Here is a 22,181-nt window from a genome sequence, read left to right as displayed (position 1 = left end):
TGCACCAGAAGCAGATAGACTAGAAAACAGGTGGGAGCAGGAGTTCGAGGAGCCGCTAGAGAGCTTGCTAGAGCTTGCCATCCGATCCTGTCGCTCATGATCGGCACGACGATCTCCGCCTGCATCAGCATCGACAGTTCGTCCGACAAGAACAAGAAGCAACAGCGCTAAGACTCTGACGTAAAAAAGGGGAAAACAGGATGAAATCGTTGTTCAAATCACTGTTTCGCGAGATCTTGGGGTCGAAAAAGCACCATCGCTACAGCTCTTCCGATTACAAAAAGAGACACGGCTACCAAAAGTTCAGCTCGTCAGACTATAAAAAATATGGCCATGGCCACAAGCACTACAAGCGCAAACATACGTCGATCGGATTTTTTAGCTCCTGATCGAACGGCAGGAAAAAAGGAACTTCCCCGCAGGGAAGTTCCTTTTTGTGTTCGCTTAGAGCTCATCGGCTGGCGCTTCCGGGGAGGGAGAGATCTTCACGCGCACGATGCGGTGTTGATCCATCTTCTCGATGGTAAACGCATAGCCTTCAAGTCGCACCGTGTCGCCCGGCTGTGGCTCTTTGCCGAGCAAGGTGTAGATCAGGCCGCTCAGCGTGTCGACCTCTTCGTGATCGATCTTCGCGCTGAGCAGTTCTTGCACCTCATCGAGCAGCAGGCGCCCTTCGACCGAATAGTTTCCTTCAGCCAAGGGGACGATCGGCGGCAGCTCGTTGTCAAACTCGTCCTGGATCTCTCCGACCAGCTCCTCGATGATGTCTTCCATCGTGATCAGACCGGCCGTACCGCCATACTCATCGACGACGATCGCCAGCTGCGTTCTGTTTTTCTGCATCTGTTTGAGCACGCTTGAGATCTCGGTTGACTCGGAGATAAAGGTGACTTTGCGCAGGATGCGGCTCAGGTTGAAATCCTCGCCGCGCTTGAAGCGGATGAACAGGTCTTTGACGTTCAAAAACCCGATGATGTGGTCTTTGTCCTCGTCGATGACCGGATAGCGGGTGTGCTGCTCCGCTTCCACTTTGGCCAAGATCTCATCGAGCGTCTCCTCGATGCTGACGGTGATGATGTCGATGCGCGGCACCATGATCTCCCGAGCGATCCGGTTCGAGAAGTCGAACACGTTTTCAAACAGCACCTTCTCCGTCTGGTCGATCAGGCCGCTGCGATGGCTCTGGGAGACGAGCATGCGGATCTCATCTTCCGTATGTGCAAGCTCCGCCTCTGTGGCGGGCTGAATTCCGATCAGTTTCAAGATCCAGTTCGCCGCCCCGTTCAGCACCCAGATGAACGGATACATCAGCTTGTGGAACAGGATCAAGGGGGCGGAAATGTTCAAAACCATACCTTCCGATTTCTGAATCGCCAAAGATTTTGGTGCCAGTTCCCCCAGCACGATGTGCAGGAATGTGATGATCGCAAAGGCGATGATAAACGCGACCGTGTGGATGGCGATGTCGGGGACACCCACAGCAACCAGTGGACCTTCGATCAGCTTGGCGATCGCCGGCTCCCCGAGCCAACCGAGTCCGAGAGACGCTAAGGTGATGCCGAGCTGACAGGCGGACAGGTAGGCGTCCAGATTTTTGACTACCTTGTGGGCGAGCGTGGCCCGCTTGTTGCCTTCCAGCATCAGCTGTTGAATCCGACTCTCTCTGACTTTGACCATCGCAAACTCAGCTGCGACAAAAAAGCCGTTGAGGAGCACCAGAAATACGACGAGAAAAAGGTTAAGAATGGTTAAGGTTGTACTGTCCAACGAAGCGTCCCGAGATCGGGACTCCACCTCCTAAGTATTCAGATAGTTATATTATATCTCTTTTTTCGGGGCGGAGTTGTGAACATTGGCCGAATGAGCGAGGGCGATCAGCAGATCGGCGCGCAGCGCATCTGCGCTCTCATACGGCTCATCCATCTGGATCATCCGGCGGATCAGCTGACGAGTCTTAGGCGTGAGATCGAGCTCCTCTTCCCACGGAAGCTCCTCCGCCTCGTCTGCCGGCTGAAACGATGTATAGAGCAGGAACAGCAAAAAGTGCCCAAGTCCGAAGTAATCGCTGCGAAATGCCACTTCCCGCTTGATCTGTTTTTCGAGGAGATAGGCGTCGAGGCTCTCCTCGATATAGGTGGCCGAATCCCCGAGATAGCGGGCGAGACCAAAATCGATCAGGTGCATCGTACCGTCTTTGATGATCACGTTCGGGATGCGGACATCGCGGTGTACCAAGCCATGTTGGTGCACATACTCGACGATGCCGAGCAGGTCGAGGATCACCTGAAGCGCCTCGCGCTCGGAGATCGTGTAACCTTCTTCAAAGATCAGGTCTTCCCAAGTTTTGCCCTCTTTATATTCCATCGCCAAAAAAAGTTGTCCGCGATCCGCAAAGCTTTCGAGCAGCTTGGGGATTTGCGGATGGTCGAGCGCCTGCAAGACGGAGATCTCATACTCGTAGACCGGTCTGCCTTTCTTGCTGCCGAGCTTGCTCGGTCGCACCTGTTTGAGCACACAGCGCTGTCCGCTGTGGCTGTCTTCACACAGATAGGTGATGCCGTAACTGCCCATGCCGAGCACCGCTTCCACCCGGTAACGACCTTTGATCACCGTCCGTTCGGCGAAGGGCCGATCGACGAGCCGCGCGTAGAGCTGTGACCACCAGGCGATTAGCTTTTGCATCCGCTTCCCCTCTATTCTTGCAAGAATATTGCTATTGTATCACGGTACAAGCCGTGCCTGTCCCTCTCGATTTTTAATAGGATAGAGAAGAGGAGGTGAACTGTGTTGGCGGTCCAGATTCAGACGATCTCAGGCGGTACGGTAGTGTTTGGCACAGTCGGGTGCGTCTGCACGCGCACATCTTCCAATTCGGTGCATGGCGCGGGCTCAGATTTGATAGGGGATGGTGGGACTACGATCAGCGGAATCAGCAGCACAAACGCGTCAGGCCTCGCGCCGAACATGAACGGCAAGTAGCAAGCAAGCAGCAGCTTTCCTGTCACACCTCAATGAAAAAGACCCTTCCTCTCTCGCAAAGGAAGGGTCTCCACATTGGGGAGAACTACATATATGTTAAAGAGGTCTTAGACCTCAGTAACAGCGGTGGAAGCAGTCTCGACCGCCGCGCGATCCCGCCGCATGTTCAAGAAGATGTTCAGCAGGATGGCGGTGATCGAGCCTGTGACGATGCCGTTTTGCATCAGCATTTTCATAGTGGTCGGCAGTTGGTCGAACATCTGCGGCACCGCAGCCGACCCGAGGCCGACCGCGAGCGAGCAAGCGACGATCAGCAAGTTTTCGTTCTGCTTGAAATCGACGTTGCCCAAGATGTTGATGCCCGAGGCGACAACCATGCCGAACATCGCGACCATCGCACCGCCGAGCACCGGGTTGGGAATCACGGTGGTCAAGGCGGCCAGCTTCGGCAACAGGCCGAGCACGACGAGGATGATGCCAGCTGCGATGATCGTGTTGCGCGTCTTCACGCGGGTCATCGAGACCAGGCCGACGTTTTGCGAATAGGCGGTGTAGGGAAAGGCGTTAAAGATGCCGCCGAGCAGGATGCCGATGCCCTCTGCCCGCAGCCCTTTGACGATGTCGCGCTCGCCGATGTCGCGGCCGACGATCTTGCCGAGCGCAAAGTAGACGCCGGTCGATTCGACCATCGAGATCAGGTTGACGAGGATCATCGTCAAGATCGCGAACAGGTCAAACTTCGGAGTGCCGAAGTAGAACGGCTGCACGATGTTGACCCAAGACGCTTCCCCGACGGCAGCAAAGCTGACCATGCCGAAGAAATAGGCGACGATCGTGCCAGCGATCAGGCCGATCAAGACGGAGATCGCGCGGATGAATCCGGTGAAGAAGCGGTTGACCAGCAGGATCAGCACCAGCGTCCCGAGCGCGAGCAACAGGTTGCGCGGGGCGCCAAAGTCGGCTGCACCCTGGCCGCCGGCCGCGTTGTTCATCGCGACCGGGATCAGGGAGAGGCCGATGATCGTCACGACAGATCCGGTGACGACCGTCGGGAAGAAGCGCAGCAGCTTGCCGAACAGCGGAGCGGCCAGCAGCACGAACAGGCCGGATACGATGATCGCCCCGTAGGCGGTGGCAAGGTCTGATGTCAGCGAGATGGCGATGATCGGACCGACCGCCGTAAAGGTGCAGCCGAGCACGACGGGCAGCTTGATGCCGACATAGCGCGTGCCGATCACCTGCAGCAGCGTGGCGATCCCGCAGGTGAACAGGTCTGCTGCGATCAGGTAGGCCATCTGAGCCGGGGTGAGTTCGAGCGCGCCGCCGATGATCAGCGGGACGATGACCGCTCCCGCATACATCGCCAGCACATGTTGCAGGCCGAGGGTGAACGTCTTTCGCTTGGTCAGCACGAGCGCCCCTCCTCCTGCTCCTCGATAAATTCGATATGAGCGGGCGACATCGAGGCGATGCGCGCCAACGAGTGAACGCGCACGCCAGCCGCCTCCAGTTTGCCGCGGCCGTCTTGGAAGCTTTTTTCGATCACCGCGCCGACGCCGACCAGCTGTGCGCCCGACTGACCGACGATGTTGATCAGGCCGAGCAGCGCATCGCCGGTGGCGAGAAAATCATCGACGATCAACACGCGGTCTTGCTCGCTCAAATAGCGCTTGGAGACGGAGACTTGAAACGTCTCCTGACGCGTGAAGGAGAACACTTCTGCCGTGTACAGATCCTCGGTCAGCGTGACCGCCTTTTTCTTCTTGGCATAGATGAAAGGAACGCCGAGCGCCACCGAAGTTGCCAGCGCGAAATGAATGCCGCTCGCCTCGATGGTCAACACTTTGGTGATCGGCTCGCCCTGAAAGCGGAGGGCAAACTCGCGGCCGATCTCCATCGTCAGCTCTGGATCGACCTGATGGTTTAAAAACTTGTCCACTTTTAACACCGTGTTGGAAAGTGCTTGTCCGTCGCGGAGAATTTGTTCTTGCAAGCGTCTCATGATGTTCTCCTTTTCTCCTTCCGGAAAGTAAATAGTCTGAAAATACAAAGAGCCCAGACGAAGGCAGGTAGCTTGTTTTACACAAGTGAAACCTGTCCGTCTGGGCTTTTCTCCCTCTGGTGTCACACATGGCATGGCCATGTGGCCGCGTCGCTCGGACCAGCAAGTGCCACAAAAAAAAGGCACAACGGAACCCTAGACGCGCTTTCACTCGTAGTCAGGCAATTTACGGTTGCCTGGTAGAGACTTATTGGGCCATATCCCCAAAATTATACGAGGTTCTATTCGATTATCATTTCACATTCAATCTACCACAGGTGCGAAAGCGAACACAAGAGAGGGCGAGCAAAAGATTATTTTGGCAAGGAAAAAGATTGTGATCAGACCTGAATCTTTTTATCCGGTCGTTCGTATATCAATTGTACGAAAAAGGGGAGGGAACAGATGAATGGCGAGGCTGGAGTATCGCCTGCTCGACGAAGGGCAGGACTTTCCTGTGCTCTACTATTATGAGGGCATCGAAAAGCGCGAAGTGCTGATGCGCAACGCTTGCGATTATTTTGTCAAGGAGCGCATCATCTATGCCAAGACATCATGTGCTGTCGAAGGCGATCTTTTCGTGATCTATGTCGAGCAGGCGGAGGATGAGCGCGTCGTCGATTCGTCGCTGCATCCGCTGGCTCATCAGGCAGGCATTCGTTTGGAACTTCGAGAATATCAGGACGGCACCGCCCATTATCCATTGATTCATACGTATGAGTTCAAGTCAGAAGAGGATGTTTTGTTGCATCTGTTTGCCAATTATCTATATCTTGGGGGGCGAGAGTGGGAAAGGACATCGACTGAGGTGGATGAAGACCGCCAAGTGTATGTCTTCTACGGCAGTCCTACCGCCTGGAAGGGGGAGCTTTGATGGAGAAGACGACCAAATTGACCGGGCTGTTCGTCGCTGCGGTATTGGTCGCAAGCACACTCTCCGGTTGCGGTGACGACCGCGATGAAGAAGTGGGCGAGCAAGCTCAGGCTGTTTGCAACGACGATGATGATGACGGCTACTGTGACGACGGCGGCGGAGATGTTGACCATTCGTTCGGGTTTATCTACATCGGCAATCATAAGCAATACTACAAAAAGGGGTATTATCCGAAGGACGGCAAAGTTTACAAATCGGCAAAAGCGAAGCAGAGTACCGGCAGCAGCTCGGGTAGCGGCACGACATCGACCAACAAGCCCCAGCCGCCCAAGTCGAGCTCAGGCACGGGCAGTGTCGTCTCCGGCTCGAACAACTCGTCCTCCGGTTCGAAGAGCTCCTCGAAAACGGGCGTTTCCTCCGGCTCGAAAGGCGGAATCGGCTCGTCTTCGTCTTCGAGCTCCTCATAGGCGGAGGTGCGGATGAGCTACGAGGTGCGCCGTGAGCAGATCTACAGTCGATTGAAGGAAGAGGGCACGTTCACATGGGACTGGATGTACGGTGAGGAGTACGCCCTGGCCGATCTGCATCGCATCAGCCCCGCTTTTCGGCAGGAGATCGCCGAGGCGACGGAGCGCTTGGGCGCGATCTTCACCAAGATGGTCCAAGTGATTCAACAGGGGGCGGACGAACTGCTCGCCGAGCTGGGCATACCGGAGGCAGCCTGGCGGGCGGTGCGGCTTGAGATGCCCGTCCCGCATGCGACGGTGGTCGGGCGGTTCGATTTTGCCCCGACGGCGCAAGGTCTGAAGATGCTGGAGCTCAACGCCGACACGCCGACCGGGATCGTCGAGGCGTTTTACGCCAACGGGAAGGTCTGTGAGCACTACGGTGCCCAAGACCCGAACGAGGGGATGGTCGAGCAGTTGACCCGCGCGTTTCAGGGTGTGACGAGCGCGTACGCCGAGCAGGGCCTGCCCTGTGAGCAGATCTGGTTTTCGGCGCTCGACTGGCATGAGGAAGATGCGGGAACGACCCGCTACTTGCTCGCCGCCTCTGGATTGCCTGGCCGATTTGTCGCCTTGGCCGACCTGCGGGTGAACGAGGATCGCCTCTACGCGCTGGACGGTGAGGAGATGGTTCCGGTCGATGTGCTCTATCGGCTGCATGCGCTGGAGAAGCTGGTCGAAGATCGGGATGTGGACGGCTACCCGACAGGAGAGCATCTGCTGTCGCTGATCGCAGACAGACAGGTGGCGATCATCAACCCGCCTTCCGGATTTCTCGCCCAGACCAAGGCGTTGCAAGCGCTGATCTGGAGCCTGCACGAGACGGGACAATTTTTCACGGCGGAAGAGCATGAGCTGATCGAGCGCTATATTATTCCGACCTATCTGGAGAATCGCTTTCTCGGGCAGAAGCCGCATGTGGCCAAACCGATCTTCGGGCGCGAAGGGGGAGCGGTCACGCTTTATGCTGCAGATGGAACGCCGATCGAACAGGATGGCGAGGAGTTCTATTGGGAGCAGCCGATGATCTACCAGGAGCTGGTGGAGCTGGAGCAGGTCGAGGTGGAGACTTTACAAGGCGCCTATCGCGGTCACCTGCTCTACGGCTCGTTCTGGATCGGCGGGGAAGCGTCTGCCGTCTGGGCGCGCGCAGGCGGGCGGATCACAGGCAATCTTTCTTATTTTTTACCTGTTGCGATCGAAGCAAAATGCTGATGAGAGGAGGATTTTTTCATGTCACAATGGGAAAGTATCATTAACTTTTTGATCTATCTGGGTGTGTCGTTGCCGATCTTGGGCTTCGGTCTGTTCGTGTTCATGATCACGACGCCCTATAAAGAGTATAAGCTCGTAGCGGAGGGCGCAGATCTGAGCGACCCGCAGAAGGTCGCGGCAGCCAAGGCGGCCGCTCACGATCTCGGCGGCAAGCTGATCGGCCTTGCGATCGTGTTGGCATCGGTGATCTTTCACTCGCTCAACCTGATCGACCTGGTGATCTGGGGCGTGCTGGGCACCGTCTTCCAAGTGGCGGTGTTCTATCTGTTCGAGTTGGTGACGCCGTTTAAAGTGGTCTCCGAGATTCCGAAGGGCAATGTGTCGGTGGGGATCTTCACATCCCGCCTGAGCATCGCTTCCGGGATCTTGATGGCAGCGCTGATCTCCTATTAGATCATTGGCGAAGAGATGAAAAAGCACGGAGCTTCTTGTCGAGGCTCCGTGCTTTTTTGTGTTACGAAGCTTGCTCTTCATGCAAGACAGATGTGCAGTGTCCGCAGCGGCTCGCTTTGATCGGGATGGTTTCCAGGCAGTGGGGGCACTCTTTGGTCGTCGCAACTGCTGGCGCTTCCTCCTTTTTGAATCGCAGCTTGTTGATCTGGCGCACGACGAGGAAGATCGAGAAGGCGATGATCAGAAAGTCGAGCACGTTGTTGAGGAACAGGCCGTAGTTGATCGTAGGAACGCCCGCTTTTTGCGCTTCTGCAAGCGTTGCATAGTCTGTGGAGGACAGGTTGATAAAAAGGTTGGAAAAGTCCACTTTGCCCAGCAGGAGTCCGATCGGCGGCATGAGGATGTCGTTGGTGAAGGAGGTGACGATCTTGCCGAACGCCGCCCCGATCACCACACCGATCGCCAGGTCGACGATGTTCCCTTTGACGGCAAACTCTTTGAATTCTTTTAGAATGGGGACCAGCTCCTTTTGTTATCGTAATCTTATCATTGTAACAGAAACTGAGCAGGATGATTCTTGTCAATCTATTTACGATTGTGATAAACTTTCTGACAGTAGATTCGAAATATGAAACGAATGTACCGAAATTCGGGATGGTGAGCTATGTGGTTGTAAGCAAGAATAAGACGGTGATGAGATCGAAAGAACTGCTTGAACTCTTTTTGGCACACGCGTCGTTGACATTGCCGGAGATGGTCCGGCTGTCGGGCATTCCGAAGTCGTCCGTCCATCGGATGCTCGGTTCGCTCGAAGAGATGGGATTTGTGGAGCGAAGTGCGGACGGTTCCTACCGGCTGGGGCTGCTGTTTTTGCAGTACGGGCAGCTGGTGGCGGAGCGACTCGATGTGCGGCAGGTGGCGCGGTCCTACATGATGCGGTTGCGCGATGAGGTGGACGAGGCGGTCAACCTGATTTTGCCCGATGGGGATTGCGCGATCTATATCGAGAAGATGGAGACCGATAAGCCGGTGCGGGTCTACACGCGCATTGGGCGACGCGCTCCGCTCTACGCAGGTGCCTGTCCGCGGATTTTGCTCGCCCATTGGTCGGAAGAGCAGTTGGAAGCGTATTTGCAAAGGGTGGAGTTGGTTCCGATCGCTCGGGGAACCCTGACAGATAAAGGGGAGCTTCGGCAAGTGTTGGCAGAGGCGCGTGCGAACGGGTATGCGATCTCTCACTCGGAGCTGGAAGAATATTCGTCAGCGCTGGCCGCGCCGATTTTTGACCATGCGGGGTGCGCCGTCGCCGGGATCAGCTTGGCCGGTCCGGAGGCGCGCTTCCAGCAGGATGATCTGGGAGAGCTGGCGGAGAAGCTGAAGCGAACTGCGCTGTCGATCTCCAGAGAACTGGGGTATCAAGGCTAGGAATGGGGGAGCGGGATGGAAGCTTATGAGCTATATCCGCTGGGGGACGCGGCGCTGGTCGTCAACTTCGGCGATGTGATCGGCGAGCAGATCCAGCGCAGAGTGCAGGTGTTGACAAGGTGTCTGCAAGAGCGATCGCTTCCGTGGCTGATCGAGCTGGTGCCCGCCTTCACGTCGGTGACCGTATATTATGATCCGCTCTTGGTGATGCAAAGTGTGAGACGGTGCGGTCAAGGTGCGAGCGGGGATGTTTCGAGCATCTATGAAAGCGTTTGCGACATGGTGGAGCAGGTGGTGCGACAGATGCCGGATGCAGGCTCCTTTCAGGCGCGGGAAGTGGAGATTCCCGTCTGCTATGGCGGTGAGTACGGGCCCGACTTGGCGGAGGTGGCGGAGCGCAACGGTCTGTCGGCAGATGAGGTGGTGCGCATCCATTGCAGCGGTGAGTATCGGGTCTACCTGATCGGGTTTGCGCCCGGCTTTCCCTATCTGGGCGGCATGTCGGAGCGGATCGCCGCCCCGCGCCGCTCGTCGCCGAGGCTGCAGATTCCGGCAGGGAGCGTCGGCATCGCCGGGCGGCAGACGGGCGTGTATCCGATCGAGACGCCGGGCGGTTGGCAGTTGATCGGTCGAACGCCGATCCCGCTCTTTCTGCCCGACGCCGATCCGCCCAGCCTGTTGCAGGCGGGCGATGTGGTGCGGTTTAAGTCGATCACGGCGGAGGAGTACGCCGCATGGACGGCGCAACAGAAGTGAGCTTCAACGGGAGAGGAGAACGTGAGGGAGGTGACAGGTCGTTTGATCATCGAGGTGAGAAAGCCGGGTATGCTGACCACCGTGCAGGATGCAGGTCGGCAGGGATATCAGAAGCACGGGGTGATCGTGAGCGGCGCGATGGATGAGTTCGCCTTGAGGGTGGCCAATCTGCTCGTCGGCAACGCCGAGCGGGAAGCGGTGTTGGAGATGACGATGATCGGCCCGGCGCTGCACTTTCGAGAGGAAGCGCTGATCGCGGTCTGCGGCGGTGATCTGTCACCGACGCGCGAGGGCGTGCCGGTGCCGCAATGGCAGCCGGTGTGGGTAGCGGCAGGAAGCACCCTCGAATGGAAACAGGCGAAGGCGGGCTGTCGAGCATGCCTCGCGATCGCAGGCGGGCTGTCCGTTCCGCAGGTGATGGGCAGCAAGAGCACATTTTTGCGGGCGAAGATCGGTGGATTTTCTGGCCGTGCCCTAGAGAGCAACGACGTGTTGGAACTTGGGGCTCGCACAGCAAGGCAGGAGGAGCGAATCGAGCGTTTGCGGGTCAAAGCGAACGGATCGCCGATGCTCGCCGAGCCTGTGTCTCCGGCGTGGGAGATCTTTCCCAACTACGATCTCACCCCGGAGGTGCGCGTGCTGTTGGGGCGCGAGTTCGAACGGTTTGACGAGGCGAGCCGGAGGCGCTTTTTTCAAGAGGCGTATGCGGTCACGCCGCAGTCAGACCGGATGGGCTACCGCTTGCAAGGCGGGGCGCTCCAGCTTGCGAAGCCGTTTGAGCTGATCTCGGAGGCGGTGTCGATCGGCACGATTCAGGTGCCGCAGGAGGGCAATCCGATCCTGTTGCTCGCCGACCGGCAGACCACCGGCGGCTACCCGCGCATCGCGCAGGTGATCACCGCCGACCTGCCGCTGTTGGCACAGGTGAAGCCGGGGGGAAGCGTGCGCTTTCGCCAAGTGACGATCGGGGAAGCGCATGCGGCGCTCTTGGAGCGAGAGCGGAACTTGGCCAAGCTTCGGCTTGCACTTGCGCTGTGAGGCTGGGCGCTGCTGCGGGGTCATCCGCGCCGTCTGGTGTGAGCAGCTGCAAAGGCGGCGCTTTGACCGAGATGAAAACGGAGGAGGTGTGAATCGTGTTGCGAGTCGATCTGAACTGTGATCTTGGAGAGAGCTTCGGCATGTACACGATCGGGACTGATGAGCAGATCATGGAGCATATCACGTCGGCGAACATCGCCTGCGGATTCCACGCGGGCGATCCGGCGGTGATGCGCAAGACGGTAAAGATGGCGCTCGCCAAAGGCATCGCGATCGGGGCGCACCCTGGCCTTCCCGACCTGGTCGGGTTTGGCCGGCGCGAGATGGAGATCTCCGCCCAGGAGGCGTACGACATGACGGTCTATCAGCTGGGGGCGCTGAGCGGCTTTGTGCGAGCGGAAGGCGGGACGATGCAGCATGTGAAGCCGCACGGCGCGCTGTACAACATGGCGGCGAAGCGACCGACGCTGGCGCTGGCGATCGCCGAGGCGGTCTATGCGGTACAACCTGAGCTGATCCTGTTCGGCTTGGCGGGAAGCGCGCTGATCAAGGCGGGCGAGCAGGTCGGTCTGCGCGTGGCGCAGGAGGTGTTTGCAGATCGCACCTATCAGGTGGACGGGTCGCTCACCTCGCGCAAGCAGGAAGACGCGCTGATCACCGATCCACAGACAGCGGCCGACCAGGTGGTGCGCATGATCAGCGAGGGGAAGGTTCGCGCACAGCAGGGCAGCGATGTGTCGCTTCAGGCGGACACTGTCTGCATCCACGGCGACGGGCCGCATGCGCTTGCGTTTGCAGGTCACATTCGCCGCCTGCTGGAAGCGGCAGGTGTGGAGATCCGAGCGGTCGGCAGCTAAGGACAGTTCACTCGGTCGGCAGGTAGAGACATCAAGAAGGGGGAAGACAGCATGCTGACTTTGATTGGCGTATTGATCGTGATCGTCGGATTCGCCTTGCGCTTCAATCCGCTGTTGGTGGTGACAGTAGCTGGTCTGGCAACTGGGCTTGCGGCCAAACTGCCTTTTGAGAAGATCTTGACCACGTTTGGTGATGCGTTTGTGCAAAACCGCTACATGTCCTTGTTCATCTTGACCTTGCCGGTGATCGGGCTGCTGGAGCGCTATGGGCTGAAAGAGCAGGCGCAAAACCTGATCGGAAAAGTGAAGGTGGCGACGACCGGCCGCCTGCTGATCCTCTATCTGTTCGTGCGCGAAGCATCGGCTGCGCTCGGGTTGACCTCGCTGGGCGGCCATGCGCAGATGGTGCGGCCGCTGGTCGCGCCGATGGCAGAAGGGGCGGCGGAGGCGAAGCATGGCCGCCTGCCCGATCGGGTGCGCCATGAGATTCGCGCACACTCGGCAGCTGTGGACAATGTCGGGCTGTTCTTTGGCGAGGACATCTTCATCGCGATCGGCGCCATCCTGCTGATGGTCGGCTTTTTCAATGAATACGGGATCAGGATGGAGCCGCTGCAGATCGCCGTCTGGGGGATTCCCACAGCGGTCGCCGCCTTTTTGATCCACTCGACGCGACTGGTGATGCTCGACCGCAAGATCAAGCGGGTCGCGGACGAGTCGCGCACCGAGAAGGAGGCGTGATCGAAGATGTGGATCTCGCTCGATCTGATCTATTATGTCGCGGGGATTTTCTTGGCGGTGATCGCCGTGATGTCGGTTCGGGATCGCGGCAACCCGAGGCGACTGCTGACCGGGGCCTTTTGGGGGCTGTATGCGATCACGTTTTTGTTCGGCAATCTGATCCCGTCGCTGTACATGGGGATCTTGGTGATCGTGATGGTGCTGATCGCAGGGTTTGGCGGCGTTCGGCTCGGGCGCTATGAGCAGACGACTGCGGAGGAGCGGCAGGAGAGCGCGAAACGGCTCGGCAACAAGCTGTTCCTGCCCGCCTTGCTGATCCCGCTGGTGACGATCATCGGCGCCGTGTGGTTAAAAGATCTGCAATTCGGCGGCGCCTTTCTGTTCGATCAGAAGCATGTGACGCTGGTGGCGCTCGGCGTCGCCTCGATCATCGCGCTGATCGTCGGCATGATGATGACGCGATCCAAAGGGCTGCAGCCGATCGCCGAGTCGCGCCGTCTGGTCGATGCGATCGGCTGGGCCTCTGTGTTGCCACAGCTGCTGGCGACGCTCGGGGCGCTGTTTGGCGCAGCTGGCGTCGGCGCGGTGATCTCCGACCTGGTCAGCGGGGCGATCCCGGTGGACAACCGCTTCTTGGTGGTCGTCGCCTACTGTGTGGGCATGGCGCTGTTCACGGTGATCATGGGCAACGCGTTTGCCGCCTTTCCGGTGATCACCGCCGGGATCGGCCTGCCGCTGATCATCAGCATGCATGGGGGCAATCCGGCCGTGGTGGCGGCGATCGGCATGTTCTCCGGGTACTGCGGTACGCTGATGACCCCGATGGCAGCCAACTTCAACATCGTGCCGGCCGCCCTGTTGGATCTGCCGGATAAAAATGCGGTGATCAAAGCGCAATTCCCGACCGCGGTGCTGCTGCTGCTGATCAACGTGTTTCTGATGTACTTCTTGGTCTTTTTATAGGATTCGGATCAGCTTCGATACAGGGAGCAGTTTTTCTACAGGAGGGATAGAGCATGAAAAAAGTGTTGGTCACAGGATTTGACCCGTTTGGCGGGGAGTCGGTCAACCCGGCGCTTGCGGCGGTGCGGAAGCTTGAGGGGGCGCAGATCGCAGGCGTTGCGCTGATGACGAGCGAGATCCCGACCGTCTTCGGCAAGGCGATCATCAAGCTTCGCGAGCTGGTCGAGCGCGAGCGGCCCGATCTGGTCATCTGCGTCGGACAGGCGGGAGGGCGAAGCGACATCACGGTGGAGCGCGTGGCGATCAACATCGACGACGCGCGCATCCCCGACAATGAGGGCAATCGGCCGATCGACCAGCCGGTGATCGAAGGGGGGCCGGTCGCCTACTGGTCGACCCTGCCGATCAAAGCGATCGTGCAGAATATTCGCGAGGCGGGCATCCCCGCATCTGTCTCGCAGACGGCGGGCACCTTTGTCTGCAACCACATCTTTTATGGCCTGTCCCACCTGATCGCCACCGCCTACCCACAGCTGCGCGGCGGCTTTATCCACATCCCCTTCTTGCCCGAACAGGCGGTGGTCAAGCCCGGTCAGCCCAGCATGGCGCTCGCTCAGATCGTCGAAGGGCTGACGATCGCAGTGCGGACGGCGGCGACGACCGAGGAGGATCTCGCCATCGGCGGCGGACAGGTCTGCTGAACAAAAAAAGCTGGCGATCTGCAAGGAGGCAGACGCCAGCTTTTTCTATTCGGAAGCAGCTTCTTTGATCTTGCCTCCGCGCAGCAGATAGATGAGGTAGGTGACCAAAAACCCTGCGACCAACAGCAGAGAAAGGCGATACATCATCGAATAGGAGGTCAGCTGCGCCACGGTGCCGAGCAGCATCGCGCCTGCGCCGATGCCGAGGTCGAAGGCGGAGAAATAGGTGCCGTTTGCCGCCCCGCGCCGATGTGGAGGCACGCGGTTGATCGTCCATGCCATCAGAGAGGGTTGCACGGCGCCAAACCCAGCTCCGTAGCAGAGCGCTGCGATGATCAGCATCGTCAAGCTGTCGGTGTAGGAGAGCACCAGCAATCCGGTCGCTGTCAGCAGCGCCCCGGGCAGCAGGACCCAAGCATGTCCTCTGCGGTCGAAGATCACCCCGGCGAACGGGCGCACCAACATCACCATCAGAGCGTTGGCAAAGAAGTACCAACCGACGTTTGCGATCCCGACCTCAGCGCCGAACAGCGTGATGAAGCTGACGATGCCACCGTAGGAGACCGCCAGAAACATCACCAGAAAGGAGGGGAAAAACGCCTTTTTCTCAAACAGCCCTTCGCGCTTCGCACCCGCCTGATCGGGGATGACGTCCCGCTTGATCGGCGGCGGGATCGTGATCAGCCGCGAGAGCAGCATCGAGGTCACGGCGAGCGCTGTCGAGATGCTGAACACATAGCCGAAGCCGAACGAATCCATGAGCCAGATGCCCAAGAGCGGCGCCAAGGCCATCGCCAGGTTGGACGACAGGCCGAAGTAGCCCATGCCTTCCCCGCGCCGCTTGGGCGGGATGATATCAGATGCGATCGTTCCGTAGGCGGTCGTCGTCATGCCCCAGCCGAAGCCGTGCACCACGCGAATCAACAGCACGAGCGACACGACCGTCATCCAGTAATAGCCGACCACCGAGAGGATGAACAGCGAGAGCCCGATCAGCAGCACGTTGCGACGACCGATCGTATCGAGCCACTTTCCGGCAAACGGTCGCACCAACAGCGCGGAGATCGTGAACACGCCGATCACCAGCCCGACCTGTGTCGCATCGCCGCCCATGCGCTCCACAAAGATCGGCAGGGTGGGAATCAACATCTGAAAGCTGAGGAACAGAAATAAGTTCGAGATCGAAGTGACGACAAACGCTCGCGTCCACAGCGCTTGTTTTTCTACAGGATCAGCCACGGGACGCTTCCTCTTCGATGCGCTTGAGCGCATTGCGGAACGACTCGATCGGCTGTGCGCCCACCAGCCGGTACTTGCCGTTGATCAAAAAGGTCGGCGTGCCCGACACCCCGGAGCGGTACGCCTCTTCTTGGGCAGCTTGCATCCGCTCCTGATAGGCGTTCGTCGCAAGCGCAGCCTTCAGCGCCTCGACATCCAGCCCGATCTCGCGCGCGATGTCGAGCAACACGTCAAGCTCCCCGATGTCGCGACCCTCGGTAAAATAGGCGGCGAACACCCGCGCGTGAAACGCTTCGAAGGAACCGTGATCGCGGGCAAACTCGCTGGCTGCGATCGCCAGGCGAGAGTTAGGCATCCGATCGACCTGACCAAACTGGATGCCGTACGGAGCGCCTGCACGGCGCAAGTTGTCAAACGTCGCCTGAAGATCCATGCCGGGGAATTTATCGGCGAGCGCAATTCCCCCTACTGGCGTCTCGGGATGAATCTCGATGTTCCTCCAAGTCGCCTCGATGGGAAACTCCTGTTGTAACTGCTGGAAAACCCCTTTGCCGACAAAACAAAAAGGGCAGATGTAGTCTGAAAAAATCGTCACCTGAAATGCCATCTCTCCATCTCCTCCTTGTCTTGTATCGTACCCTCGCACCGCTTTCTTCACGCTATCAGTATAGAAAGCCACTTCCTTTTTTGCAGTAAGGAACATTACGGATGTATAGGAAAAGCCTGCTCGTGAGCCGAGCAGGCAAAAGTGAGGCGCCGATCCGCCCCGCTGATCTGACGAGCGGCGCCGTCAGGATCGTGCAGCGGGTCAAGGCAGGATGTTCGCACTCGCGCAGGCCGCATAGACATCCGGCTTGCGATCGTAAAACGGCGAGACGTTCCCGTGCGTGCGGTTCTCCTGCAGCGCGTGCAGATCGACAGGAGCGGTCGTCACCATGCTCGCGTTCAGCACGCCTTCTGCCAGCAGACCGTTTGCGGGAAACGGGAAGTCGCACGGCGCAAAGACGGCGCCTTGCGAGTAGGCCATGTCGATCTGCTCCACGCCGGGCACGCTGCCGACCAAGCCGCTCATCACCACGAACAGCTGGTTTTCCACCGCCCGCGCTTGGGCGCAGTAGCGCACCCGGTAGAATCCGGCAGCCGCGTCGGTGTAGGAGGGGCAGAGGATCAGCTCCGCGCCGCGGTCGGCCACGATCCGCGCAGTCTCGGGAAACTCGATATCATAGCAGGTCAGGATCGCCACCTTGCCCACCTCGGTCTCGAAGATGTCGAACGACTCGCCCGGCTTCAGGTGCCAAACGTTGCGCTCCTCCGGCGTGGTGTGCACTTTGTTCTGCGTCGCGATGCGACCGTCCGGATAGAACAGGTACGCTCTGTTCACATACCCATCGCCCTCTTTGACGATGTGCGTTCCGCCGAGGATCGTCATCTGATGTTCCCGCGCCAGCTTGGAGAACCCCTCCACATACTCTTCGGTCAAGCTATCGAGATAGGCGACCGCCTCCGCGTGTGACATCACCGGCATCAGCGCCAGCAGGTGGGCGGTCTGATATTCCGGAAACACCAACAGCTTCACATGTTGTCGCGCTGCAGAGTGCACATGCATGTGTACCGCCTGCCAATACTCCTCTTTCGATTGCAGCGGACAGATCTCATAGGTCACCGTTCCTACCAACGGAGTTGTCATCGCCTCACTCCCCCAGTCCCATTTATCGATGCGGGTTGCGCCATTCGACCAACACCGCTTTGTTCAAAGATTCTTCATCCTCTAAATATTGATCCATCACCTGCAGCGGACGCAAGCCCTGCTTGAGCATAAACGAGAGCACCAGATCGTACAGCTCACCGCTGACCACTCGCTCCACATACTGTTCGGCGCTCATCCGGTCGGCATGCTGATGGAAGTGTGGAATCCGGCATCCGGCTAAAAAGCGCGTCAGGCCGAGCTGCTGAACCAGGTCGAGCCGCGCTTGATACAGCGCTTTGGCCACGCCTTTTCCCCGAAACGTCGGGCGCACGCAGACGTCGATCCCGTACAGGCTATCCCCGTCTGAGCGATGGCTGCCGCGAATCCATCCATCGTCGGCCACTTCTGCCCAGGTGTGCGGCTTGCCATCATAGCGGATCAGCAAGCTGGTCGCCGAGCCTGCGACCACGCCGTCCACCTCGGCGAGCATCGCCCCTTGTGGGAATGTTTCGACATGTGCTGCGATCTGCTCGCGCTTCCACCACAGCTCTTCCGGAAAGGGAGGCGGGAACGCCTCGCGCTGGACGTCGAGCAGCGCATCAAAATCGGCAAGCGTATAAGGACGAACTTTCACCGTCACCGAGCAGCCCTCCTCGTTCAAGAGATACGTCTATGGAATTGTAGCACAGATAGGGGGGAGAATCAGTAATAACAGAAAAAGTGGAAAAGTTGTGAAATTCAGCTTTACAACCTACCACCCGAACAGGTATACTCAATTCATTCTAAATTCCCGAAAGGAGGTTCGCGCGATGCAAATGACCGTTTTGCTCAATAGAGGCATGTTGATCAACCGCACACAATTGCATATCGACGCAGAACCGCCCGTGTGGGAAGAACTCATTCTTCAGCCATAATCATGTCTACATATGAGTTGCTGATGATCACCACAGGAGAGGTTTTGTCCGCGCCTGTGGTTTTTGTATTCTTGTAGTTCCCGAGGAGCCATAGGCCTGTGTGCCAATGGTTCTTTTTTGATCGGGAAAGAGGGGGGAATTGAGAAATCATGAGCATTTTTCGCGATTTATGGTGGTATTTCAAGATGGAGAGGAAGGCGTACGGCTCGGGGATCATCATCCTGCTGTTCGTATCTGCGCTCATTCTGGTTCCACCCTATGTGATCGGCGTGATCGTCGATGAGATCGATCAGGGTACTCTGACGTCTGGCGATCTGACCAAATGGATGATCCTGCTGTTCGTCGTCGGGGTCACCGTCTACGTCCTGCGCTATTTTTGGCGCATCTTCATCTTCGGGGCGGCGTTTCGTCTGAGCAGACTGTTGCGCAACCGCCTGTACAAACACTTTACCAACCTGTCGCCGCAGTTTTATCACAAGCGGCGCACCGGCGATCTGATGGCGCACGCGACGAACGACATCTCGGCGATCGAGCTGACGGCGGGGGACGGCGTCCTGACGCTGGTCGACTCCCTGTCGATGGGCGGTGCGGTCGTCATCGCGATGGCGGTGCAGGTCTCCTGGGAGCTGACCCTGATCGCGCTGTTGCCGATGCCGCTGATGGCCTGGTCGACCTCGCGCTACGGCACGATGCTCCACAAGCGCTTCCACAAAGCGCAGGAAGCGTTCTCCACGCTCAACGACAAGGTGCAGGAGAACATCTCCGGGATGCGCGTGATCAAAGCGTTCGGTCAGGAGGAGCCGGAGAAGGTGGAGTTCGAAAAGCTGACGAAGGACACCGCTGAGAAAAACATCGCGGTGGCGAAGATCGACTCCCTGTTCGATCCGACCATCTCGCTGATCGTCGGCATCTCCTTCTTCCTGTCCGTCTTCTTCGGCGCCTATTTTGTGGTGCAAGATCGCATCACGCTCGGGCAGCTCACCCAGTTTACGATCCTGCTCGGCAACCTGATCTGGCCGATGCTCGCGTTCGGCTGGCTGTTCAACATCGTCGAGCGCGGACGCGCTTCCTACGATCGCGTCGATGCGCTGCTCGGGATTCGCTCCGAGGTCTGGCACAAGGAGGAGGCGATCGAAGCGGTGCCGAGCGGCGATATCGCCTACCAGATCGACTCTTTCCTCTATCCGGAAAAGACGATCCCCGCCTTGCAGGACATCCGCGTCAATGTGCGCCAGGGCGAGACGCTCGGCATCGTCGGCAAGACGGGCGCTGGCAAGTCGACCTTCCTCCGCCTGCTGCTGCGCGAGTTCGATGTGACGCATGGCGACATGAAGATCGGTGCAACCTCAATCTATGACTACAAGCTGGGCTCGTTGCGCTCGGCGATCGGCTATGTGCCGCAAGATCATTTCCTCTTCTCGGCGACGGTGGCGGAAAACATCGCGTTTGGCAAACCGGGTGCGACGATGGAGGAGGTCGAGCAGGCAGCCCGACTCGCCTGCATCCACGAAGACATCCTGCGCTTTGAGCACGGTTACAAGACGGTGGTCGGCGAGCGCGGGGTCACGCTCTCCGGCGGGCAGAAACAGCGCATCTCGATCGCGCGCGCACTGCTGATGAATCCGGAGATCCTGATTCTTGACGACTCGCTCTCCGCCGTCGATGCGAAGACTGAAAAAGCGATCCTCGATGCGCTGAAAGCGCACCGACAGAATAAGACCACCCTGATCTCCGCGCATCGCCTCTCCGCGATCGAACACGCGGAAGGGATCATCGTGCTTGAGGACGGCAAGATCGCCGAACGCGGCACGCACGACGAGCTGATGGGCAAAGCGGGATGGTACGCGATGATGTACCAGCACCAACAGCTCGAATCGCTCGTCGAACAAGGAGGTGTATCCAACAATGCTCATGCGAAGACTGCTCCGCTATCTGATCCCACATCGTAAGGCGCTGATCATCGCCTTCGCGATGCTCGCGCTGGCGACGGCAGCCGATGTGGCAGGTCCGCAGCTGGTGCGGATCTTTATCGACGACTATCTCACCCCGCGGCAGTTTGACATGCAGATGATGGTCCTGCTCGGTGCAGGCTATCTGGTGCTGCACATCGCGGCTGTGTTGATCAACTATTTTCAACTCCTATCGTTTCACAAGATCGCCCAATGGATCGTCCGCCAACTGCGGATCGACGTGTTTGGCAAAGTACAGCATCTCGGCTTAGAGTTTTTTGACCGCACGCCGGGCGGATCGCTGGTCTCGCGGATCACCAACGACACCGAGGCGGTGAAAGAGCTGTTCGTCTCGGTGCTCTCCACCTTCGTGCAGAACATCGTGCTGATGATCGGGATCTTGGTCGGCCTGTTCATCCTCGATGCGCGATTGGCGGCGCTCTACATGATCTTAGCGCCGGTGATCTTCGGCCTGATGTGGTTCTATCGCAAGGTGAGCTCAAAAGTGTTCCACCTGAGCCGCGAGAAGCTCAGCCAGTTGAACGCGCGGCTCAACGAGTCGATTCAGGGGATGACGATCATCCAAGCGTTCCATCAGGAAAAGCGGATGCGCAAAGAGTTTGGCCAGACGAACGAAGAGCACTACCAGGCGGGCATGAAGCGGCTGAAGATCAACGGCCTGCTCCTGCGCCCGATGGTCGACCTGCTCTACATCTTCGGGCTGATGCTGATCCTCTCGTTCTTCGGGGTGGAGTCGTTGACCACCTATGTGCAGGTCGGCGTGGTCTACGCGTTCCTCAACTATCTCGACCGCTTCTTCGAGCCGGTCAACCAGATGATGTTCCGACTGGCGCAGCTGCAAGAAGCGCTGGTCGCATCGGAGCGCGTGTTCGCGCTGCTCGACCAAGATCGCTATGCGCCGACGCAAGAGGGGAATGACGACCCTGCGGTCGGCGAGGGCTTGATCGAGTTTAAAGATGTGACCTTCTCCTACGATGGCAGCAAGCCGGTGTTGAAGAACATCTCGTTTGTCGCCAAGCCGGGCCAGACGGTGGCGCTGGTCGGACACACGGGCAGCGGGAAGAGCACGATCATCAACCTGCTGATGCGCTTTTACTCGATTGAGCAAGGGGAGATCACCATCGACGGGGCGCCGCTCCGCTCCTTCTCCGACGAGGAGTTGCGCAGCCGGTTGGGGTTGGTGTTGCAAGATCCATTCCTCTTTGTCGGCGATGTGAAGCAAAACATCAGGCTGCACAACGAGAAGATCTCCGACAAGGCGATCTACGAGGCGGCAAAGTTTGTGCAAGCGGACGCGTTCATTCAGAAGCTGCCCCACGGCTATGACGAGCCGATCGGGGAGCGGGGCGCTACCTTCTCCAGCGGTCAGCGGCAACTCCTGTCCTTCGCGCGCACGATGGCGCTCAACCCGAAGATCCTCGTGCTCGATGAGGCGACGGCGAGCGTCGATACGGAGACGGAAGAGCTGATCCAAGCGGCGCTGGAAAAAATGCGTCGCGGGCGCACCACCATCGCGATCGCCCACCGCCTGTCCACCATCCAGGATGCTGACCTGATCCTCGTCCTGCACCGCGGTGAGATCGTGGAGCGCGGGACGCATCAGGAACTGCTCGCCAAGCAAGGTCTGTACCATAAGATGTACCTGCTTCAACAAGGGTCGGTCGAAACGACCGCCGTATAGTGCCATATAGTTCTGAAGCCCGGCTCCGAGGAGCCGGGTTTCTCTATGATTTCCAGTACTTTGGACGCTTCTCTCCCCTTGCGACTTTATGCGAGAATAATCAATAAACTAATGAATATGAAGTGGGGTATCATCATATGT

The 22,181-nt window shown here is 58.4% G+C and carries 24 protein-coding genes and 1 riboswitch; of the genes, 15 read left to right on the top strand and 9 right to left on the bottom strand.

Annotated elements, in window-relative coordinates; translation table 11 throughout:
* Positions 1–209 precede the first annotated feature (209 nt).
* Positions 210–389 carry a hypothetical protein gene (locus ACFSOY_RS10190; protein ID WP_386046806.1) on the top strand — a complete coding sequence of 60 codons (180 nt, stop codon included), beginning with the start codon at positions 210–212 and terminating at the stop codon, positions 387–389.
* A 55-nt stretch (positions 390–444) separates the two neighbouring features.
* On the opposite strand, the gene ACFSOY_RS10185 is transcribed toward ACFSOY_RS10190, so the two are convergent.
* Together ACFSOY_RS10185 and ACFSOY_RS10180 are read right to left on the bottom strand one after the other, a co-directional pair.
* Entirely contained in the window at positions 445–1,767 is a 1,323-nt protein-coding gene (locus ACFSOY_RS10185; RefSeq protein WP_386046261.1) for a hemolysin family protein, read from the bottom strand.
* Between the two features lie 51 nt (positions 1,768–1,818).
* Positions 1,819–2,682, bottom strand: a complete 864-nt coding sequence (locus tag ACFSOY_RS10180) for a serine/threonine protein kinase (protein ID WP_386046259.1) — start codon at positions 2,680–2,682, stop codon at positions 1,819–1,821.
* A gap of 105 nt (positions 2,683–2,787) precedes the next feature.
* Between ACFSOY_RS10180 and ACFSOY_RS10175 the strand changes: the two genes are divergently transcribed.
* Complete coding sequence (locus ACFSOY_RS10175) at positions 2,788–2,979, top strand: hypothetical protein (protein WP_386046257.1); 192 nt, start codon at positions 2,788–2,790, stop codon at positions 2,977–2,979.
* A 107-nt stretch (positions 2,980–3,086) separates the two neighbouring features.
* Here ACFSOY_RS10175 and ACFSOY_RS10170 read toward each other — a convergent pair whose 3' ends face one another.
* A complete protein-coding gene (locus ACFSOY_RS10170; protein WP_386046255.1) occupies positions 3,087–4,391 on the bottom strand; it encodes a nucleobase:cation symporter-2 family protein in 1,305 nt (434 codons plus the stop codon).
* A complete protein-coding gene (locus ACFSOY_RS10165) occupies positions 4,385–4,981 on the bottom strand; it encodes a xanthine phosphoribosyltransferase (RefSeq protein WP_386046254.1) in 597 nt (198 codons plus the stop codon). The genes ACFSOY_RS10170 and ACFSOY_RS10165 overlap by 7 nt, the downstream gene beginning before the upstream one ends.
* 194 nt (positions 4,982–5,175) lie before the next feature.
* A riboswitch (purine riboswitch) is annotated at positions 5,176–5,278 on the bottom strand.
* A 151-nt stretch (positions 5,279–5,429) separates the two neighbouring features.
* Here ACFSOY_RS10165 and ACFSOY_RS10160 point away from each other — a divergent pair.
* The 4 genes from ACFSOY_RS10160 to ACFSOY_RS10145 are packed head-to-tail and all read left to right on the top strand — an operon-like array spanning position 5,430 to position 8,068.
* A complete protein-coding gene (locus ACFSOY_RS10160) occupies positions 5,430–5,894 on the top strand; it encodes a hypothetical protein (protein ID WP_386046252.1) in 465 nt (154 codons plus the stop codon).
* Positions 5,894–6,361 (top strand): hypothetical protein, encoded by a 468-nt coding sequence (locus ACFSOY_RS10155; protein ID WP_386046250.1) that lies wholly within the window; start codon positions 5,894–5,896, stop codon positions 6,359–6,361. Before ACFSOY_RS10160 ends, ACFSOY_RS10155 begins: the two co-directional genes overlap by 1 nt.
* A gap of 12 nt (positions 6,362–6,373) precedes the next feature.
* Complete coding sequence (locus tag ACFSOY_RS10150) at positions 6,374–7,615, top strand: glutathionylspermidine synthase family protein (RefSeq protein WP_386046248.1); 1,242 nt, start codon at positions 6,374–6,376, stop codon at positions 7,613–7,615.
* Between the two features lie 18 nt (positions 7,616–7,633).
* Positions 7,634–8,068 (top strand): DUF350 domain-containing protein, encoded by a 435-nt coding sequence (locus ACFSOY_RS10145; protein WP_386046246.1) that lies wholly within the window; start codon positions 7,634–7,636, stop codon positions 8,066–8,068.
* 61 nt (positions 8,069–8,129) lie between these two features.
* Here the strand turns inward: ACFSOY_RS10145 and mscL are convergent, their stop codons facing one another.
* On the bottom strand, positions 8,130–8,582 hold the full coding sequence (gene mscL / locus ACFSOY_RS10140; RefSeq protein WP_386046804.1) for a large conductance mechanosensitive channel protein MscL: 453 nt from the start codon (positions 8,580–8,582) through the stop codon (positions 8,130–8,132).
* Positions 8,583–8,722: 140 nt separating this feature from the next.
* Here mscL and ACFSOY_RS10135 point away from each other — a divergent pair, with 140 nt between their 5' ends.
* From ACFSOY_RS10135 to pcp, 7 genes are all read left to right on the top strand, one after another.
* Complete coding sequence (locus ACFSOY_RS10135) at positions 8,723–9,493, top strand: IclR family transcriptional regulator (protein ID WP_386046244.1); 771 nt, start codon at positions 8,723–8,725, stop codon at positions 9,491–9,493.
* A 15-nt stretch (positions 9,494–9,508) separates the two neighbouring features.
* Entirely contained in the window at positions 9,509–10,249 is a 741-nt protein-coding gene (gene pxpB / locus ACFSOY_RS10130; RefSeq protein WP_386046241.1) for a 5-oxoprolinase subunit PxpB, read from the top strand.
* 30 nt (positions 10,250–10,279) lie between these two features.
* A complete protein-coding gene (locus ACFSOY_RS10125) occupies positions 10,280–11,287 on the top strand; it encodes a 5-oxoprolinase subunit C family protein (protein ID WP_386046239.1) in 1,008 nt (335 codons plus the stop codon).
* Between the two features lie 95 nt (positions 11,288–11,382).
* Positions 11,383–12,144, top strand: coding sequence for a LamB/YcsF family protein (locus ACFSOY_RS10120; RefSeq protein WP_386046237.1), 762 nt, complete (start codon positions 11,383–11,385; stop codon positions 12,142–12,144).
* A 51-nt stretch (positions 12,145–12,195) separates the two neighbouring features.
* Entirely contained in the window at positions 12,196–12,885 is a 690-nt protein-coding gene (locus ACFSOY_RS10115) for a DUF969 domain-containing protein (protein ID WP_386046234.1), read from the top strand.
* A gap of 6 nt (positions 12,886–12,891) precedes the next feature.
* Positions 12,892–13,848: a DUF979 domain-containing protein gene (locus ACFSOY_RS10110; protein WP_386046232.1), complete on the top strand. Its 957-nt coding sequence runs from the start codon at positions 12,892–12,894 to the stop codon at positions 13,846–13,848.
* A gap of 53 nt (positions 13,849–13,901) precedes the next feature.
* Positions 13,902–14,549: a pyroglutamyl-peptidase I gene (gene pcp, locus ACFSOY_RS10105; RefSeq protein WP_386046230.1), complete on the top strand. Its 648-nt coding sequence runs from the start codon at positions 13,902–13,904 to the stop codon at positions 14,547–14,549.
* 45 nt (positions 14,550–14,594) lie between these two features.
* Here the strand turns inward: pcp and ACFSOY_RS10100 are convergent, their stop codons facing one another.
* From ACFSOY_RS10100 to ACFSOY_RS10085, 4 genes are all read right to left on the bottom strand, one after another.
* The gene (locus ACFSOY_RS10100) at positions 14,595–15,788 is read right to left on the bottom strand and encodes an MFS transporter (protein ID WP_386046228.1); all 1,194 of its coding nucleotides are present in this window, start codon (positions 15,786–15,788) and stop codon (positions 14,595–14,597) included.
* Positions 15,781–16,395, bottom strand: coding sequence for a DsbA family oxidoreductase (locus ACFSOY_RS10095; protein ID WP_386046226.1), 615 nt, complete (start codon positions 16,393–16,395; stop codon positions 15,781–15,783). Before ACFSOY_RS10095 ends, ACFSOY_RS10100 begins: the two co-directional genes overlap by 8 nt.
* A 201-nt stretch (positions 16,396–16,596) precedes the next feature.
* Positions 16,597–17,475, bottom strand: coding sequence for a carbon-nitrogen hydrolase family protein (locus tag ACFSOY_RS10090; RefSeq protein ID WP_386046223.1), 879 nt, complete (start codon positions 17,473–17,475; stop codon positions 16,597–16,599).
* Between the two features lie 22 nt (positions 17,476–17,497).
* Positions 17,498–18,115, bottom strand: coding sequence for a GNAT family N-acetyltransferase (locus ACFSOY_RS10085; protein WP_386046221.1), 618 nt, complete (start codon positions 18,113–18,115; stop codon positions 17,498–17,500).
* Between the two features lie 423 nt (positions 18,116–18,538).
* On the opposite strand from ACFSOY_RS10085, the gene ACFSOY_RS10080 reads away from it, so the two are divergent.
* Both ACFSOY_RS10080 and ACFSOY_RS10075 read left to right on the top strand, forming a co-directional pair.
* Complete coding sequence (locus ACFSOY_RS10080) at positions 18,539–20,338, top strand: ABC transporter transmembrane domain-containing protein (protein ID WP_386046218.1); 1,800 nt, start codon at positions 18,539–18,541, stop codon at positions 20,336–20,338.
* The gene (locus tag ACFSOY_RS10075; RefSeq protein ID WP_386046216.1) at positions 20,295–22,040 is read left to right on the top strand and encodes an ABC transporter ATP-binding protein; all 1,746 of its coding nucleotides are present in this window, start codon (positions 20,295–20,297) and stop codon (positions 22,038–22,040) included. The genes ACFSOY_RS10080 and ACFSOY_RS10075 overlap by 44 nt, the downstream gene beginning before the upstream one ends.
* The last annotated feature ends 141 nt before the right edge of the window (positions 22,041–22,181 follow it).

Origin of the sequence: Tumebacillus lipolyticus (genome assembly GCF_042682745.1) — a bacterium.
In the GTDB taxonomy this organism is placed as follows: Bacteria; Bacillota; Bacilli; order Tumebacillales; family Tumebacillaceae; genus Tumebacillus_A; species Tumebacillus_A lipolyticus.
This window is presented reverse-complemented; position numbering and strand designations above follow the sequence as displayed.

Excerpts from the sequence above, each read along its gene's own strand:
- ACFSOY_RS10180 (WP_386046259.1), bottom strand. The coding sequence starts at position 2,682 with ATGCAAAAGCTAATCGCCTGGTGGTCACAGCTCTACGCGCGGCTCGTC.
- ACFSOY_RS10165 (WP_386046254.1), bottom strand. The coding sequence starts at position 4,981 with ATGAGACGCTTGCAAGAACAAATTCTCCGCGACGGACAAGCACTTTCC.
- ACFSOY_RS10160 (WP_386046252.1), top strand. The coding sequence starts at position 5,430 with ATGGCGAGGCTGGAGTATCGCCTGCTCGACGAAGGGCAGGACTTTCCT.
- ACFSOY_RS10155 (WP_386046250.1), top strand. The coding sequence starts at position 5,894 with ATGGAGAAGACGACCAAATTGACCGGGCTGTTCGTCGCTGCGGTATTG.
- ACFSOY_RS10150 (WP_386046248.1), top strand. The coding sequence starts at position 6,374 with ATGAGCTACGAGGTGCGCCGTGAGCAGATCTACAGTCGATTGAAGGAA.
- ACFSOY_RS10145 (WP_386046246.1), top strand. The coding sequence starts at position 7,634 with ATGTCACAATGGGAAAGTATCATTAACTTTTTGATCTATCTGGGTGTG.
- ACFSOY_RS10135 (WP_386046244.1), top strand. The coding sequence starts at position 8,723 with ATGGTGAGCTATGTGGTTGTAAGCAAGAATAAGACGGTGATGAGATCG.
- pxpB (WP_386046241.1), top strand. The coding sequence starts at position 9,509 with ATGGAAGCTTATGAGCTATATCCGCTGGGGGACGCGGCGCTGGTCGTC.
- ACFSOY_RS10115 (WP_386046234.1), top strand. The coding sequence starts at position 12,196 with ATGCTGACTTTGATTGGCGTATTGATCGTGATCGTCGGATTCGCCTTG.
- ACFSOY_RS10110 (WP_386046232.1), top strand. The coding sequence starts at position 12,892 with ATGTGGATCTCGCTCGATCTGATCTATTATGTCGCGGGGATTTTCTTG.
- pcp (WP_386046230.1), top strand. The coding sequence starts at position 13,902 with ATGAAAAAAGTGTTGGTCACAGGATTTGACCCGTTTGGCGGGGAGTCG.
- ACFSOY_RS10095 (WP_386046226.1), bottom strand. The coding sequence starts at position 16,395 with ATGGCATTTCAGGTGACGATTTTTTCAGACTACATCTGCCCTTTTTGT.
- ACFSOY_RS10090 (WP_386046223.1), bottom strand. The coding sequence starts at position 17,475 with ATGACAACTCCGTTGGTAGGAACGGTGACCTATGAGATCTGTCCGCTG.
- ACFSOY_RS10080 (WP_386046218.1), top strand. The coding sequence starts at position 18,539 with ATGAGCATTTTTCGCGATTTATGGTGGTATTTCAAGATGGAGAGGAAG.
- ACFSOY_RS10075 (WP_386046216.1), top strand. The coding sequence starts at position 20,295 with ATGCTCATGCGAAGACTGCTCCGCTATCTGATCCCACATCGTAAGGCG.